Source organism: Pseudomonas sp. B6(2017) (assembly GCF_002112765.1).
In the GTDB taxonomy this organism is placed as follows: domain Bacteria; phylum Pseudomonadota; class Gammaproteobacteria; order Pseudomonadales; family Pseudomonadaceae; genus Aquipseudomonas; species Aquipseudomonas piscis.
Map to the genome: position 1 here is coordinate 22,019 of NZ_NEIQ01000019.1, position 16,616 is coordinate 38,634.

15 protein-coding genes are annotated in these 16,616 nt (G+C 64.7%); 6 read left to right on the top strand and 9 right to left on the bottom strand.

Translation table 11 applies throughout. From position 1 onward, the window contains the following. The first annotated feature begins 53 nt into the window (after positions 1 to 53). The 4 genes from creB to CAG11_RS33675 all read left to right on the top strand — a co-directional run bounded on the left by creB (position 54) and on the right by CAG11_RS33675 (position 3,836). On the top strand, positions 54 to 737 hold the full coding sequence (gene creB, locus CAG11_RS27010; RefSeq protein WP_085599069.1) for a two-component system response regulator CreB: 684 nt from the start codon (positions 54 to 56) through the stop codon (positions 735 to 737). After that, positions 737 to 2,155, top strand: a complete 1,419-nt coding sequence (creC, locus tag CAG11_RS27015; RefSeq protein WP_085599071.1) for a two-component system sensor histidine kinase CreC — start codon at positions 737 to 739, stop codon at positions 2,153 to 2,155. The genes creB and creC overlap by 1 nt, the downstream gene beginning before the upstream one ends. Positions 2,156 to 2,290: 135 nt before the next feature. Then, positions 2,291 to 3,667, top strand: a complete 1,377-nt coding sequence (gene creD, locus CAG11_RS27020; RefSeq protein ID WP_085599073.1) for a cell envelope integrity protein CreD — start codon at positions 2,291 to 2,293, stop codon at positions 3,665 to 3,667. Continuing rightward, a complete protein-coding gene (locus CAG11_RS33675) occupies positions 3,660 to 3,836 on the top strand; it encodes a hypothetical protein (RefSeq protein ID WP_158091443.1) in 177 nt (58 codons plus the stop codon). Before creD ends, CAG11_RS33675 begins: the two co-directional genes overlap by 8 nt. Here CAG11_RS33675 and CAG11_RS27025 read toward each other — a convergent pair. Beyond that, a complete protein-coding gene (locus CAG11_RS27025; protein WP_085599075.1) occupies positions 3,833 to 4,462 on the bottom strand; it encodes a glutathione S-transferase in 630 nt (209 codons plus the stop codon). The genes CAG11_RS33675 and CAG11_RS27025 overlap by 4 nt on opposite strands. 104 nt (positions 4,463 to 4,566) lie before the next feature. Between CAG11_RS27025 and CAG11_RS27030 the strand changes: the two genes are divergently transcribed. Beyond that, positions 4,567 to 4,989, top strand: coding sequence for a hypothetical protein (locus CAG11_RS27030; protein ID WP_177409185.1), 423 nt, complete (start codon positions 4,567 to 4,569; stop codon positions 4,987 to 4,989). On the opposite strand, the gene CAG11_RS27035 is transcribed toward CAG11_RS27030, so the two are convergent. From CAG11_RS27035 to CAG11_RS27065, 7 genes are all read right to left on the bottom strand, one after another. Next, entirely contained in the window at positions 4,967 to 5,155 is a 189-nt protein-coding gene (locus tag CAG11_RS27035) for a hypothetical protein (RefSeq protein WP_022641477.1), read from the bottom strand. The genes CAG11_RS27030 and CAG11_RS27035 overlap by 23 nt on opposite strands. Then, a complete protein-coding gene (locus CAG11_RS27040) occupies positions 5,152 to 6,273 on the bottom strand; it encodes a PepSY domain-containing protein (RefSeq protein WP_085599077.1) in 1,122 nt (373 codons plus the stop codon). Before CAG11_RS27040 ends, CAG11_RS27035 begins: the two co-directional genes overlap by 4 nt. Positions 6,274 to 6,342: 69 nt before the next feature. Then, positions 6,343 to 8,802, bottom strand: a complete 2,460-nt coding sequence (locus CAG11_RS27045) for a TonB-dependent siderophore receptor (RefSeq protein ID WP_085599079.1) — start codon at positions 8,800 to 8,802, stop codon at positions 6,343 to 6,345. A 155-nt stretch (positions 8,803 to 8,957) separates the two neighbouring features. Further along, complete coding sequence (locus CAG11_RS27050; RefSeq protein WP_022641474.1) at positions 8,958 to 9,935, bottom strand: FecR family protein; 978 nt, start codon at positions 9,933 to 9,935, stop codon at positions 8,958 to 8,960. Then, entirely contained in the window at positions 9,932 to 10,450 is a 519-nt protein-coding gene (locus CAG11_RS27055) for an RNA polymerase sigma factor (protein WP_085599081.1), read from the bottom strand. The genes CAG11_RS27050 and CAG11_RS27055 overlap by 4 nt, the downstream gene beginning before the upstream one ends. Before the next feature lie 248 nt (positions 10,451 to 10,698). Then, entirely contained in the window at positions 10,699 to 11,406 is a 708-nt protein-coding gene (locus CAG11_RS27060; protein WP_085599083.1) for a PolC-type DNA polymerase III, read from the bottom strand. Beyond that, a complete protein-coding gene (locus tag CAG11_RS27065; protein WP_085599085.1) occupies positions 11,403 to 13,337 on the bottom strand; it encodes a DUF294 nucleotidyltransferase-like domain-containing protein in 1,935 nt (644 codons plus the stop codon). The genes CAG11_RS27060 and CAG11_RS27065 overlap by 4 nt, the downstream gene beginning before the upstream one ends. Positions 13,338 to 13,646: 309 nt before the next feature. Between CAG11_RS27065 and CAG11_RS27070 the strand changes: the two genes are divergently transcribed. Continuing rightward, a complete protein-coding gene (locus tag CAG11_RS27070; protein ID WP_022641470.1) occupies positions 13,647 to 14,093 on the top strand; it encodes a response regulator in 447 nt (148 codons plus the stop codon). A 78-nt stretch (positions 14,094 to 14,171) separates the two neighbouring features. Here the strand turns inward: CAG11_RS27070 and CAG11_RS27075 are convergent, their stop codons facing one another. Further along, complete coding sequence (locus CAG11_RS27075) at positions 14,172 to 16,349, bottom strand: malate synthase G (protein ID WP_085599087.1); 2,178 nt, start codon at positions 16,347 to 16,349, stop codon at positions 14,172 to 14,174. Positions 16,350 to 16,616: the final 267 nt, after the last annotated feature.

The window sequence follows — 16,616 nt, forward strand, 5'->3', positions numbered from 1 at the left end:
GTCCATAAGGCATCCGGCACCGTTCGCCCATTGAATTTGCGTGCCTGGATGCCATGCCCCATATCCTGATTGTCGAAGACGAAGCGGCGATTGCCGACACCCTGGTTTTTGCCCTGCAGGGCGAAGGCTTCAGCACCACCTGGCTGAGCCTGGGACGCGCGGCACTGGAGTACCAGCAGGCGACCCCGGCGGACCTGGTCATCCTCGATATCGGCCTGCCGGATATCAGCGGTTTCGAAACCTGCAAGCAACTGCGGCGCTTCAGCGAGGTGCCGGTGATGTTCCTCAGTGCCCGGGACGGCGAGATCGACCGGGTGGTGGGCCTGGAGATCGGCGCCGACGACTACGTGGTCAAGCCCTTCAGCCCGCGGGAAGTGGCGGCCCGGGTCAAGGCCATCCTCAAGCGCATGGTCCCGCGCCCGGCACCGGAGTCGGAAGCGGCGGCCTTGTTCACCATCGATCCCGAGCGGGTGCAGATCAGCTATCGCGGCCAGGCCCTGAGCCTGACCCGGCATGAGTTCCGCCTGTTGCAATGCCTGCTGGAGCAACCCGAGCGGGTGTTCAGTCGCGAGCAGTTGCTCGATGCCCTCGGGGTGATGGCGGACGTGGGCTACGAACGCAACATCGACAGCCATGTGAAGAGCCTGCGGGCCAAGCTGCGCCTGGTGGCGGCCCAGGCCGAACCGATCCAGACCCATCGCGGCCTGGGCTACAGCTACAGCCCGAGTCACGCCTGATGACCCTGGGCCTGCGGATCTTCCTGGTCTACCTGCTGTTCATCAGCTTCACCGGTTATTTCGTGCTGAGCACGGTGATGAAGGAGATCCGCCCCGGGGTGCGCCAGTCCACCGAGGAAACCCTGGTGGACACCGCCAACCTGCTGGCGGAGATCCTGCGCGACGACTTCAAGGCCGGCACCCTCAGCGAGAACCGCTGGCCGCAATTGCTGCGGGCCTACGGCGAGCGCCAGCCGGCCGCGACCATCTGGGGCCTGCCGAAGAACCAGGTCAACCACCGGATCTACGTGACCGACGCCCGGGGCATCGTGGTCCTGGACTCCAGCGGCCTGGCGGTGGGCCAGGACTACTCGCGCTGGAACGACGTCTACCTGACCCTGCGTGGGCAGTACGGCGCGCGCTCGTCACGGGCGGTGGCCGATGACCCGAATTCTTCGGTGATGCACGTGGGCGCGCCGATTCGCGACAACGGCCAGATCATCGGCGTGGTGACGGTGGCCAAGCCCAACAGTTCGTTGCAGCCCTATGTCGACCGCACCGAGCGGCGCTTGCTGTGGTACGGCGCCGGACTGATTGCCATGGGCCTGTTGTTCGGCGCTTTGCTGTCGTGGTGGTTGAGTGCCGCGCTGCGGCGCATGACCGGTTATGCGCTGGCGGTGAGCGAAGGGCGGCGGGCCGAGTTGCCGCATTATCGCGGCGGCGAGATGGAACAACTGGCCACGGCGGTGGAGCGCATGCGCACCCAGCTGGAGGGCAAGGCCTATGTCGAGCGCTACGTGCATACCCTGACCCATGAGCTGAAAAGCCCGCTGGCGGCGATCCGTGGCGCGGCGGAGCTGCTCCAGGAAGACATGCCCCAGGCCCAGCGCCAGCGCTTCGTCGGCAATATCGACAGTGAAAGCGCACGCATGCAGCAGCTGATCGAGCGCCTGCTGAACCTGGCCCAGGTGGAACAACGCCAGGGCCTGGAGGAGCGGGTCAAGGTGCCGCTGGCGCCCCTGGTCCAGGACTTGCTCGACAGCCAGCACGGGCGTATCGAAGGCAAGCAGTTGCAGGTGGAGCAACAGGTGCCGGCGGACCTGGCCTGGTCCGGCGAGCCCTTCCTGCTGCGCCAGGCCCTGGGCAACCTGCTGGCCAATGCCCTGGACTTCAGCCCGCCCCAGGGCTCGCTGCGATTCTCTGCCCGGCCTACGGAAGGCGGCGTGGAGCTGGAGCTGTTCAACCGGGGCGAGCCGATTCCTGACTACGCCCTGCCACGCCTGTGCGAGCGTTTTTATTCCCTGCCGCGCCCGGACAGCGGGCGCAAGAGCACTGGCCTGGGGCTGAACTTCGTCGACGAGGTGGTGCAGCTGCATGGCGGCCAACTGCGGATCGACAACGTGCCCGGCGGCGTCCAGGTGACGTTGCGCCTGCCTTGACCTGCGGATGTGGCGAGGGAGCAAGCTCTCTTGCCACAAAGGCCTTGGGGATTCTCCATAGAGTCTCCACACGGGCTCCATAAAACCCCCATGGCGGGGTCCCAGACTCTCCTGCATTCACCCAGGGAGAGCCCCATGAACCGAAATCTGTCCTTCAAGCTCGGGGCCATCGGCCTCTTGATCATGCTGTTGCTGATACCGCTGCTGATGATCAGCGGGCTGATCAGCGAACGCCAGCAATTGCGCGATGGCGTGCTCGAGGATATCGCCCGCAGTTCCAGCACCCAGCAGCAGCTTCGCGGCCCGGTGCTGGTGGTGGACTACCGCAAGACCGTGCGCACCTGGAAAACCGACGAAAAGACCAAGAAGCGCTATCAGGAGGTGGGCGAAGAGCAGGGGCGCATGTTCTTCCTGCCGGAGCAGTTCGAGCTGGACGGCAAGGTCCAGACCGAGCTGCGCGCCCGGGGTATCTACGAGGCGCGGCTGTTCCACGCCGACAACCACATCAGCGGCCAGTTCGTGGTGCCCGAGCAATACGGGATCAAGGAGGATTTTGCCGACTACAAGTTCGACCAGCCATTCCTGGCCGTGGGTATCAGTGATATCCGTGGGATCGAGAATGCCCTGCAACTGCAGCTCAACGGCCAGGTCCTGGATTTTGCCCCGGGCACTTTCGTCAGCTGGCTGGATGAAGGGGTGCATGTGACGTTGCCACCCCTGGACCTGAGAAAGGCCAGTCGCCTGGACTTCGCCTTCGACCTGCGCCTGCAGGGCACCGGCCAGTTGGCTGTGCTGCCGGTGGGCAAGACCAGCAAGGTCCTGCTGACGGCCAACTGGCCGCACCCGAGCTTCATCGGCAACTACCTGCCGGTACGTCGGGAAGTCACCGAGAAAGGCTTCTCGGCCATCTGGCAGACCTCGTTCTTCTCCACCAACCTGGAACATGCCATGGAGCGTTGCGCATTCGGCAGCCAATGCCAGGGCTTCAACAGCCGCAGCTTCGGCGTGAGTTTCATCGATCCGGTGGACCAGTACCTCAAGAGCGACCGGGCGATCAAGTACGCCTTGCTGTTCATCGGCCTCACCTTCGCCGGCTTCTTCCTCTTCGAAGTGCTCAAGAGCCTGGCGGTGCACCCGATACAGTACGGCCTGGTGGGCGTGGCGCTGGCGTTCTTCTACCTGTTGCTGCTGTCGTTGTCCGAGCACCTGGGCTTCGAGTTGGCCTATGGCGTGTCGGCCACGGCCTGCGTGGGGTTGATCGGTTTCTATGTCAGCCATGTGCTGCGCAGCTGGCGTAACGGCGCGATGTTCGCAGGCGCCCTGGCTGCCTTGTATGGCCTGCTCTACGGCCTGTTGAGCGCCGAGGACTACGCGCTGCTGATGGGTTCGTTGCTGCTGTTCGGCCTGTTGGGCGTGTTCATGGTGCTGACCCGCAAGCTGGACTGGTACGGCGTTGGCCAGCGCAAGGAGACGCAACCGCTGCACTTCGACCTGGGAGTGATCCGTGAGTAGGTCGTTGGGGTTGCGTGAGGACCAGCGCCAGCGAGAGAACCTGGCGCTGCGGATTGCCGGCTTGTTTCCAGCCAATGCCTGGTGGTTGCTGCGCCAGCCGGCCGGTCCCGGAAAACCGCTCGGGCCAAGCACTGCGCGGCGCCCAGGGCCCGACCGGTTGACCGACTAGACCGGCGGCTGGGTCGCCAGCAACGAGGCGCGCTGGCTGGCCTCGGCATACCAGGCGGCGAGCCGGGGCTGGGCCTGGCGCCACTCCAGGTCGGGGTGGCGGAAGTCCAGGTAGCCCAGGGCACAGGCGACGCTGATGGCAGCGATGTCGAAGTGGCTGGCCAGCTCGGCAATGGCGTGGGCCTCGAGCTCTGCCAGGCCCCGACGGATCTTGTCGCGCTGACCCTCGACCCATGGCTCCCACTGTTGTTCGGGCGCACGCAGGATCAGTTCGTAGCGCACCAGCAGCGAAGCATCCATGATGCCGTCGGCCAGGGCCGCGAGGGTCAGGCGCCGCCAGCGGGCCGAGCCCTCGCGGGGGATCAGCGGGTTGCCGACGTGCTGCTGGTCGAGGTACTCGAGGATCACCCGGCTGTCGTACAGCACTTGGCCGTCGGCCAGGCGCAGGGCGGGGATCTTGCCCAGGGGGTTGTCCTGGTTCAGCGTGGCATCGGGCTTGATCGGGGTCAGCTGGCAGTCATGCAGGGCGACTCGATCCAGCTGCCCGGTTTCGTGTAGCAGCACCATGACTTTGCGTACATAGGGTGATGCCGGGTTGTGGAACAGCGTCATGCTGGGGATGGACATGAATATTCCTCGTGGATAGGGGAGCACAGGCTCTCGCCCGAGGATCTTAGCGCAGCCGCTGGCACAGGCCACAGTTGCGCATGGATATGGACCAGGAGGAGTGGATGCGCAGTTCTTATCTTCGGCATGGGCTGATCAGCCTGGCCCTGACCTTGCTGGGGGCCCTGACGGTGTACCTGGCCTTGCAGTACGAGTTTCGCCGCAAGGGCGAGGGCGAGCCGGAGCTGATCATGGCGTTCGCCTACATGGCCTGGTACTGGGCCCTGCCGGCGCTGGCGCTGCCGGCCCTGGGCTGTGCCCTGCTGGGCCTGCGCGGCCCGGCCCGGGTGACCCGCCCCTGGCGCTGGGCGCTGGCCGCCAGCTACGTACCACTGCTGGGGCTGGCGCTGTTCAGCGTGCTGGTGGCCATCGAGGCGCTGCTGGAAAACCGTGGGTTCATCCCGGTGATGCTGGTCGGCCTGGTGCTGTCCATGTACCTGTGGCGCGGTTTTCCGCCCGCCGGGGTCAAGCCGCGCCCTGGCGCTTGAACAGGCCACGCAGGGCGATCAGCGCCGGCAGGCCCAGGCCGATCCAGCTGAGGCTGTCCCACAGGCCGTCGCCCAGCAATGCCGCGAACAGCCCGGCGGCGCTGAGCAGGCCGATGGCCAGGGGCGCGGCGAAGACCTTCCAGAAGCTCGCTTGACGGCGTTTCATGGGCGCACCTCCGGTAACGGCCTGGCGGCTCGACGGCGGATGATCCACAGGTACAGGCCGCTGCCCAGGACGATGATTGTCAGCACGTCCATCACGGCCCACAGCACCTTCATCGGCATGCCGCCGTAGTCACCGAAATGCAGCGGTTGCGACATGCCCATGGCATCCATGTACCAGGGGCGGCCGGCCACGGCGGTGACTTCCAGGGTGCTGGCGTCGATCAGCACCGGAGTCAGCAGGTGCGAGGTCAAGTGGCTGTCGCCCTTGAGGAACACCGCATAGTGATGCTCGCTGGAGAAGCGCGTGCCGGGGAAGGCGATGAAGTCCGGTTGCATGCCCGGAGCCGCGTCCCGGGCGATGTCCAGCAGGCGACTGGCCGGCGCCAGCGTTTGCAGCGGCGGCGCATCGCGGTAGGGCGCGACCATTGCCGCGAGGCTGTCGTTGCGCCAGGCGGCGATGATCAGGTCGGCGCAGGCGCTGATTACCCCCGTCACTCCCACCACCAGGGCCCAGGTCAGGGTCACCACGCCGATCAGGTTGTGCAGGTCGAGCCAGCGCAGGCGGCGAGACTTATCCTGGCGCACGGTGGCGAACTTCAGGCGGCGCATGAACGGCAGGTAGAGCACGGTGCCGGAGACGATCGCCAGCACGAACAGCACGCCCATGAAGGCCAGCAGCAACTTGCCCGGCAACTCGGCGAGCATGTCCACGTGCAGGCGCAGGATGAACATCATCAGGCCGTCGTTGGCCGAGGGCGTCTCCAGTGCCTCGCCGGTACGGGCGTCGAGCATGAAGGTATAGGAGAGGTTGGGATCGGTGCCGGCGGTCTTGGCCATGATGGTGGTCACGCCGTTGGGCTCGTCTTCCTCCCAGCCGAAGTACTGCAGGACCTCGCCCGGCCGATGGGCCTCGGCGGCCTTGACTAGCTGCTGCAAGTCCAGGCGCGGTGTATCGGCAGGCATCTCCCGCAACTCGGGGGCATTGCCCAGCAGGTGGTCGATCTCGTGGTGGAAGATCAGCGGCAGCCCGGTGAGCGCCAGCATCAGTAGGAACACCGTGCAGATCAGGCTGGTCCAGGTGTGGATGAAGGACCAGCGGCGGATGGTTGTGCTTTTCATGGAGCATCCAGATGCAAAAGGGCCACGGCAGTGCCGTGACCCTTGTTTCAACGGGTAGTGATCAGCCGATTACCACTTGTAGTTGACGCTGGCCATGACGTTGCGGCGGTCGCCGTAGTAGCAGTAGGTGCCGTCGCAGGTCGACATGTATTCCTTGTCGAACACGTTATTGGCGTTCAGAGCCACGCTGGCGCCCTTGAGCGAATTGCTCAGGCGTCCCAGGTCATAGTGCACGGCGGCATCGTAGACGGTGTAGGAGTCGGTATGACCGTCGGATTTGTTGGCGACATAGGGCAGGCTGCCCGCAGGGATATTGTTGGTCTCACCGATGTAGCGGGCACCGAAGCCTACGCCGAAGCCATCCAGCAGGCCGTTGTGCCAGGTGTAGTCAGCCCAGACCGCTGCCTGGTTTTCCGGGGTGATGGGCAATGGACGGTTCTTGTCCTGAGGGTCGCCGACCTTGGTCATCTTGCTGTTGGCATAGGTGTAGGAGGCGGTCAGCTTGAGGTTCTCGTTGACGTTACCCACGGCTTCCAGCTCGAAACCACGCACCTTGACCTCACCCAATGGCCGGCTGACGCCCAGGTTGTCGGTGAGCACGATGTTCTGGCGGGTCAGGTCATATACCGCAGCGGTGAACAGCATCTCGCTGCCCGGGGGCTGGTACTTGAGGCCCAGTTCGTACTGCTTGCCGGTGCTGGGCTCGAAGGCTTTGCCGGTGCTGCTGCCACCGGCTTCGGATTGGAAGGACTCGGCATAGGAAACATAGGGCGTGAAGCCCGAATCGAAGACATAGCTCAGCGCCGCGTTGCCGGTGAAGGCGTGGTCGTCGCGTTTGTCACGGGGCTGGTTGTCGATGTTGTAGAACTTGGTATCGGTGTGCAGCCAGTCCTGGCGGCCGCCAAGGGTCAGGCGCCAGTTGTCCAGGGCCATCTGGTCCTGGAGGTACAGCCCGGTGCCCTGGCGCTTCTGGTTGTAATCGTTGAACGCGGAATAGCTGACCTTGCTGAAGTCCTGGCCGTAGATCGGGCGGATGATGTTGCTGGTGGGGGCCTCGCCGTACAGCCACTTGTAGTTGGTGTTGATGCGTTGGTGATCGAGGCCTAGCAACAACGTGTGCTTGAGTTCACCAGTGTTGAAGTCGGCCTGGAAGTTGTTGTCCACGGCAAACTGGCTGATGTCTTCGTTGACGATGTTGGCCCCACGGCGGACCGTGCCATCCGGGCTTACAGCCTGGTCGGGTTTGTTGGGCCAGTAGCCGCCGCCAGCGGTGATGCCCTGGAACGACAGGTCGCTCTTGGTGTAGCGCAGGTTCTGACGGAACTGCCAGACGTCATTCATGCGGTGCTCGAAGGCATAACCCAGCGCGTAATAGGTCTTGTCGTAGAACTCCCAGCTCGGATCGCCGAGGTTCTTGTGGTATTTGATCTTGCCTGCGGGGGTCGCCAGCTTGGTGCCTTGCAGCGGCAGGAACTGGCTGGTGATACCGGTATCGTCACGGTTGAACTGGCTGAGGAAGGTCAGCTTGGTGTCTTCATCGATGTTCCAGGTCAGGCTGGGAGCCAGGTTGTAGCGTTTGTCCTGGTTGTGTTCGATGGCGGTGTTGGCATCGCGGACTACACCACTGACGCGGTACAGGAAGCGGCCTTCGTCATCGATGGGGCCTGTGCTGTCGAAGCTGATCTGTTTGCGTTGATAGCTGCCGATCTGCAATTGCACTTCGTGGCTGGCGACTTCTTCAGGGCGACGGCTGACCATGTCCAGCAAGCCTCCCGGAGGCGTCTGGCCGTAGACCGACGACGCCGGCCCACGCAGCAGGGCTACTCGTTCAAGGTCCCAGGTTTCCATCTTCGGCATGGTGTAGGTGCCCTTGGGGAGCGGCAAACCATCGAGGAATTGGGTGGGTTCGAAGCCTCGTACGGTCAGCCACTCTGCACGGCTGTCGCTGCCATAGCTGCTGGCGGTGACGCCGGGCATGTAGCGCACGGCGTCATCGAGGTTTTGCACGGCGCGGTCAGTCATCTGCTGACGGGTGGCGACGGAAATCGAGCGTGGCACTTCCCGCAGTTCCGTGTCGGTCTTGGTTCCCGCTGCGGTACGAGTGGCGGCATAACCTTCTACGGGGCCCCAGGCGGTTTCATAGCTGCCTTGGCCACTGATATTGGTTTCCGGCAGGGCCACGACGCCGTCCGGTGCGGCCACCAGGCTGTAGGTGCCGGCGCTGCTGTGCTGCAGTTGCAGGCCAGTGCCGCGCAAGGCTTCGCGCAGGGCGCCGGCGGCGTCGAACTGGCCCTGGACCGGGGCCGAGGTCTTGCCGGCCGCCAGCGACGGATTCAGGCTCAGGGCCAGGCCGGCCTGGCTGGCGATCTGGTTCAGGGTGCTGGCCAGGGGCGCCGCCGGCAGGTTGTAGGCGCGCACGCTGGAGGACTGCTCGGCCGCCATCAGCAACGGGCTGGCCAGGGGGGCGCTCAGGGCAATGGCAATGGCCAGCAGGCTGGGGCGCAACAGGGTGTCTAGGGGGCGGGACATACGGCGGCTCCTGGATGGAAATGTTTCGCAATTGCCTATGAGCCGGACGAGATTCGAAAAGTGATAGGGCGAATTGAAAATAATTTAGATTTGCGAAAGAAGGGCAGTCGCCCACCGGCTCCAAGGCAGGTTGGAGTCGGCGGGCAAAGGAGGTGTCAGGGCTTGAGGTCGGCCTTGGCGACGACGTTGACCCACCAGTCGGTGCGCCGCTCGATCTGTACCGGCAGGGTCGGCAGCAGGGCGTCGAGCGCCAGGTCGGTGTTGTGCAGCGGGAAACTGCCGGTGATGCGCAGGTCGGCCACTTCGGGGGCGACGCCCAGGTAGCCGTGGCGATAACGGCCCAGCTCCTGGATCAGGTCGCCCAGGCGGGCGTTGTCCACCACCAGCATGCCCCGGCTCCAGGCATCGGCGCCCAGGGCCAGAGCCTGTGGTGCTTGCAGGCCATCGCGCTGCATCAGTACCTGCTGGCCTTCCTTGAAGACTTTTTCGTCCTGGCCGTCCTGGGGCCGTGCGGCCACCGCCGATTGCAGCACGCCCAGGCGCGTGCCCTGGTCTTCGCGCTTGACCAGGAACCGGGTGCCCAGGGCCCGTAGCCGGCCGTCGCGGGTTTCGACGATGAACGGGCGACTGTCGCCGTGCCCGGTTTCAATCAGGACCTCGCCTTCCTGCAGGATGATGCGCCGCTGCTTGTCATCGAAGCGCACGTCCAGCGCGCTGTGGGTATTGAGGTTGACCAGGGTGCCGTCGGACAGGCGCAGCATGAGCTGCTCGCCGGTCCCGGTGCGCTGGTCGGCCAACCAGTAGTCCAGCGGCAGGTAGTGCTGCTCGAGGAACAGCGCCAGGCCTCCCACCAGCACCACGCTGGCGATCCCGCGGCCAAGCTTGCGCACGCGCCGGCGCAGGCCTTCGCGCGATTGCGCCAGGGCATTGCGCGCCGGGCCAGGAGCCAGGTTGAAGCGTTGGTCGAGCATGCCCAGTTGGCGCCAGGCGCGGGCGTGTTCTTCATGGGCGCAGTGCCATTTGGCGAACTCTTCGTGCTCCAGGGCACTGCCGCCGCCGTCCAGCGACAGCTGCCAGGCGATGGCGGCGTCCAGCACTCGGGCGGACACCGGTTTGGAACTGATGGGGGTCATGTCGGCTCCCCGTAGAGGGCGATATAGCATTGGCGGATGCCCTGGGCCAGATACTGGCGGACCCGGGGCACCGAGACCCCGAGACGGGTGGCGATCTCGGCGTGGCCCAGGCCATCGAGGCGGTTGTAGAGAAAGGCCGCGCGGGCCTTGCTCGACAGTTTATCGAGCAGGCGGTCGATAGTCTTGAGGTCTTCGAGGATCATCTGCTGTTCTTCCGGCGAGGGCTGTTCGGCCTCGGGGATCAGCAGCAGCTCGTTGAGATAGGCCTGCTCCAGGGCGGCGCGGCGGAAGTGATCGAACAACAGGCCCTTTGCGATGGCCGCCAGGAAGGCCCGGGGTTCACGGGGGGCCTTGAGTTCATCGCGGCCCAGCAGGCGCACGAAGGTGTCCTGGCTCAGGTCCTCGGCGCGTTGGGCACAGGCCACGTTGCGTCGCAGCCAGGCCAGCAGCCAACCACGATGGTCGCGGTAGAGCGCACCAACCAACTCATTGCGGGGGCTTGGGGCTGACGACAACGGGAATCACCCAGGGAGAAGTTTCAAATAACGAGAATTATTCGCGATTGTGGCAGAGGCGAAACAGTGGCGCAATTCACGCTGGTCGGCTGTCTTGTCGCTGAGGATCGCGGGTGCCCAAGGCCAGGTTCCTGTTGTGGCGAGGGCGCAAGCACGCCCAAGGCGTTGTGCCAGCTAGCCCCGGGACTCAGGGGCTACGACCGCTGCGCGACCGAGCGCGAGCACGCTCCCTCGCCACAGTAGGGGGATCAGAACGAGGGGGCCTGCTGCCGGCGCTTCCACTGGCTGAGACGCTGTTGCAGGTTCAAGGGGCTGTGGATCTGTTGCTGGCGTGCGCGGTGAAACAGGATCAGCGCCAGCTCGGCGGTGGCCAGGGCGTCGGCCGCGGCGTGGTGACGCTCCACCACCTGGAGCTTGAAGCCGTTGACCCAATCGTCCAGGCCGGCGTCGCGGATATGGAACTCCGGACACAGCAGGGGTGCCATGTCCGCCACGTCGAGAAAGTCGTGCTGCAGGCGGTAGCCCAGGCTGTCCTTCAGTGCCCGAGCGAGCATGTGCTGGTCGAAGGGGGCATGGAACGCCAGTAGCGGGCTGTCGCCGACGAACTCCATGAAATCCAGCAGGGCCTCGATCGGATCGCAACCGGCCGCGATGGCGCTGGGACCCAGGCCATGGATCAGCACGCTGGGGCTGAGCTTGTGGCCCTCGCGCTGCAAGGTGCGCTCGAATTGCTGGCGGAAGTCGATGGCGCCGTCCTCGATCGCCACCGCGCCAATGGACAGGACCTGGTCGCGATTGAGGTTCAGGCCGCTGGTCTCCACGTCCACCACCACCCAGCGCTGTTCGCGCAGGCTGCCTTCGCCCAGCGGGGCGAAGGCTGGCAGGCGCTCGCGGCGCAACTGCTGTTCGCCGTTCAAGACGCTGGCTGCCGGGCGGAACCAGTTGAACAGGCTCATAGCTGGTACCGCAGGGCCAGGCTGCTTTGCAGGCGCTGGGCCTGGCGCAGGGACTCACGCAGGATGCGCCGGTCCAGGTGGTTGAGGCTGTCCGGGTCGAGCCGGTTGGAGTAGGCCTGGTTGTCCCGGGTCTGGCGCTGGTGCTGCTGCATGCGGGTCTGCTGGATGAAGTGGTAGGCCTCTTCATAGGCGGCGCCATCGAGTGGCTCGATGACTTGCCTGGACACCAACTGGCGCAGACGCTCCAGGGTGTTGATGGCGCCGATGCCGTTGGCCAGGGCCAGCAGCCGGGCGCCGTCGACGAAGGGCGTGAGGCCCTGGACCTTGAGGTCGAGGGTGGCTTTCTCGCCGTTCTCCTTGGCCAGCACGAATTCGCGAAAGCGCCCCACTGGTGGCCGCTGGCGCAGGGCGTTCTCCGCCAGCATGCGCTGGAACAGGCGATTGTCGGCCACTTGGTCGAGGATCCCGCGGCGCAGTTGTTCGGCGCCTTGTTCGTCGCCCCAGACCACCCGCAGGTCGAAATAGATGCTCGAGCCCAGCAGGTTCTCCGGGGTCGCCTCGCGGATGAACGCCGCAAAGCGCCGGGCCCACTCGGCGCGGGACAGGCACAGCTCAGGGTTGCCGGCCATGATGTTGCCCTTGCACAGGGTGAAACCGCACTGGGCCAGGCTGTGGTTGATCTGCTGGGCGATGGGCAGCAGCTTGCCGCGGATCTCGGCCGCGTGGGCCGCATCCCGGGCCTCGAACAGGATGCCGTTGTCCTGGTCGGTGTGCAGGGTCTGTTCGCGCCGGCCTTCGCTGCCGAAGCACAGCCAACTGAAGGGCACGCCCGGGTCGCCCTTGTCGGCCAAGGTCAGTTCGATCACCCGGCACACGGTGTGGTCGTTGAGCAGGGTGATGATGTGGGTGATCTGGGTCGACGAGGCGCCGTGGGCCAGCATGCGTTCCACCAGTTGGCCGATCTCGCCGCGCAGGGCCACCAGGTGCTCCACCCGTGGTGCATTGCGAATGGTCCGCGCCAGGTGCACCAGGTCGACCCGTTGCAGGGAGAACAGATCGCGCTCGGACACCACGCCGCACAGGCGCTGTTCCTTGACCAGGCAGACGTGGGCGATATGGCGCTCGGTCATGGCGATGGCCGCGTCGAAGGCGCTGTGGTCCGGGCTGAGGAAGAACGGCGCCTGGGTCATGTGGCGGTCGATGGGCTGGTTGAGATCCTGGCTGCCGTCGGCCACCACTTGGCGCAGGTCGCGCAGGGTGAAGATCCCCAGGGGTGCCTTGTGCTCGTCCACCACCACGATGCTGCCCACCTGCTGTTCATGCATCTGCGCCACGGCTTCGCGCAGTGGCGTGGCCGGCGAGCAGGTCACGGGATGGCGCATGGCCAATTCGCCGAGGCGGGTGTTCAGCGAGTATTGGGTGCCGAGGGTTTCCACCGCCTTGCGCTTGACCTGCTGGTTGACCTGGTCGAGCAGGCTGCTGACCCCACGCAGGGCGAAATCGCGGAACTCCGCCGACAGGGCGAACAGCTTGATGAAGGCGCCCTTGTTCAGTTGCAGGCAGAAGGTGTCTTCGGCGGCCCGGTGTTCGGTGCGGGTGGCTCGCTCGCCCAGCAGCGCGGCCAGGGGAAAGCATTCGCCGGTGGTGATCTCGAAAGTGGTCTCGGTGCTGCCCTTGGCGGCGTGGGTACGTTCGCCCACCACCCGGCCCTGCTTGACGATATAGAAGTGCTCCACCGGACCGTCGGCCGGCTTGATGATGCTGTCGCCGGGGCCGTAGAAGCGCAGCTGGCATTGTTCCACCAGGTAGGCCAGGTGCAGGTTTTCCATCTGGTTGAAGGGCGGGAAGCGTTGCAGGAACTGCACCGTACCCTGGATGTTCTGTAGTACCGCGGTCTTCCCGGCCTGGGTGAAGGCGTCCGTTTTACTCATGACGATTACCGCAATCTTCTTGGATTTGTTGTGTTCGGATTCCGGTAATAGTCGGCCCAGGTGCCCGCCAGCGCCCATTGGACGTAAGTCTAGGTGCGACATGCCGCGCGGGCGTCTGGCGCGGGTGTGTTGCAGGTGGTGGCGGTCAGCGTTCACGGGGGCCGGACATTTGGCTTTGAGCCGCTGGCGATCGATGCAAAAAAGCTCTGATCAAGATGCTTGGAAATTTTTCCGACGAAGTGCACATTGGAGGCCTGCCTGGCGATGTCTGACCACTGTGCTAGGTGATTCGATCCTGTAGAGAACTGTATGTCCGACCACGATATCTTGAGCGATGCCGAGCGCGAGGCGCTGAGTGCCGTCATGCTGGAACCCGACCTGCCGCCGCAGCGGGTGCTGATTGCCGATGACGACAAGGATGCCCGCGAGCTGCTTTCGGAAATACTCGGTCTCGATGGCATTCGCTGCATGACCGCGGCCAGTGGCAAGGCGGCGTTGGAGATGCTCGAGTCGAACAAATCCATCGGCTTGCTGATCACCGACCTGCGCATGGCGCCCTGTAGTGGCCTGGACCTGATTCGCCAGGTGCGCGAATCGGAACGGGCGGCCCTGCCGATCATCATCATTTCCGGCGACGCCGATGTGCGCGACGCCATCGCCGCCATGCACCTGAGCGTGGTGGACTTCCTGCTCAAGCCCATCGATACCAGCAAGCTGCTGGCGCTGGTCAAGCATGAGCTGGGCGTGGTGCTGTAGCGCCACCGGCACGACGAGCAGGCATGAAAAAGCCCCGGTCATGGACCGGGGCTTTGCTTTACCGCTGGCGCTGCGTTGTTACAGGCCGTTCTTGGCCTTGAACTCACGACGGCGACGATGCAGGACCGGCTCGGTGTAGCCGTTTGGCTGCTTGGTGCCTTCGATCACCAGTTCCAGGGCGGCCTGGAAGGCGATATTGCTGTCGAAGTTCGGGGCCAGTGGGCGGTACAGCGGGTCGGTGGCGTTCTGCCGGTCGACCACCGGGGCCATGCGCTTGAGGCTTTCGATCACCTGTTCGCGGGTCACCACGCCGTGGCGCAGCCAGTTGGCGATGTGCTGGCTGGAGATGCGCAGGGTGGCGCGGTCTTCCATCAGGCCGACATCGTTGATGTCCGGCACCTTGGAGCAGCCCACGCCCTGGTCGATCCAGCGCACCACGTAACCCAGGATGCCCTGGGCGTTGTTGTCCAGTTCGTTCTTGATCTGTTCCGCGGTCCAGTTGGTGTCGGGAGCCAGGGGAATGCTCAGGATGTCGTCCACCGAAGCGCGGGCGCGCTTGGCCAGCTCGGCCTGGCGGGCGAACACGTCGACCTTGTGGTAGTGCAGCGCGTGCAGCGCGGCGGCGGTCGGCGATGGCACCCAGGCGGTGTTGGCGCCGGCCAGCGGGTGGGCGATCTTCTGTTCGAGCATGGCGGCCATCAGGTCGGGCATCGCCCACATGCCCTTGCCGATTTGCGCACGACCTTGCAGGCCGGTGCTCAGACCGATATCGACGTTCCAGTTCTCGTAGGCGCCGATCCATTTCTCGGCCTTCATGTCGGCCTTGCGCACCATGGCGCCGGCTTCCATGGAGGTGTGGATCTCGTCGCCGGTGCGGTCGAGGAAGCCGGTGTTGATGAACACCACGCGCTCGCTGGCCGCCTTGATGCAAGCCTTGAGGTTGACCGTGGTACGGCGCTCCTCGTCCATGATCCCGACTTTCAGGGTGTTGCGCGGCAGGTTCAGCACCTCTTCGATGCGGCCGAACAGCTCATTGGTGAACGCGGCTTCTTCGGGGCCGTGCATCTTCGGCTTGACGATGTACACCGAGCCGGTACGGCTGTTCTTGCGCGAGGTATTGCCGTTGAGGTTGTGGATCGCCGCCAGGCTGGTGACCAGGCCGTCGAGGATGCCTTCCGGCACTTCATTGCCGTGCTGGTCGAGGATCGCGTCGATGGTCATCAGGTGGCCGACGTTACGCACGAACAGCAGCGAGCGACCATGCAGCTTCAACGACGAGCCGTCGACGCCGGTGTATTCGCGGTCGGCGTTCATGGTGCGGGTGAAGGTGTTGCCGCCCTTGGCCACTTCCTCGGCCAGGTCGCCTTTCATCAGGCCCAGCCAGTTGCGGTAGATCACTACCTTGTCGTCGGCATCGACCGCGGCGACCGAGTCTTCGCAGTCCATGATGGTGGTCAGCGCCGCTTCCATCAGCAGGTCCTTGACCCCGGCGGCGTCGGTCTGGCCGATCGGGCTTGCGGCGTCGATCTGGATCTCGAAGTGCAGGCCGTTGTGCTTGAGCAGGATCGCGGTCGGCGCCGCGGCATCGCCCTGGTAGCCGACCAGCTGGGCGTCGTCGCGCAGGCCGCTGTTGCTGCCGCCCTTGAGGGTCACCACCAGCTTGCCGCCAGCGATCTTGTAGTTCACCGAGTCGACGTGGGAGCCGGCGGCCAGGGGCGCGGACTCGTCGAGGAAGGCGCGGGCGAAGGCGATGACCTTGTCACCGCGGACCTTGTTGTAGCCTTTGCCCTTTTGCGCGCCATCGGCTTCGCTGATGGCGTCGGTGCCGTACAGCGCGTCGTACAGCGAGCCCCAGCGGGCGTTGGAGGCGTTGAGGGCGAAGCGGGCGTTCATCACCGGCACCACCAGCTGCGGGCCGGCCATGCGGGCGATTTCTTCATCGACGTTCTGGGTAGTGGCCTGGAAGTCCGCCGCTTCCGGCAGCAGGTAGCCGATGTCTTGCAGGAAGGCTTTATAGGCTACGGCATCATGGGCCTGGCCGGCACGGGACTGGTGCCAGGCATCGATCCGCGCCTGGAAATCATCGCGTTTGGCGAGTAGGGCTTTGTTCTTGGGCGCCAGGTCGTGGATGACCTTGTCGGCACCTGCCCAGAATGCGTCGGCGGTGAGGCCGGTACCGGGAATGGCTTCGTTGTTCACGAAGTCGAACAGGACTCTGGCGACCTGCAGGCCACCGACTTGAACGTGTTCAGTCATTGCTTGCCTCACTCTGCTCAGCTATTTCGCTTTTCAGCTCTTCAAATTAACAATGAAGCCGGCGGCCATTTAAAACACAACCTTGTTCACCAGTACATGCCATCGCTGGCGGCTGGGTGCTTCCAATCAACGGCGGAGCCTTGCTGACGGGGATCGCGGGGGTTGTGATCAAGCCTGGGCAGACATCGTTCCAACATTATGTAGTGCGCGCTGCGGCATACTACATGATGAATTGCGGTTGTGAAAATTAGACTAAATACGTCGTTT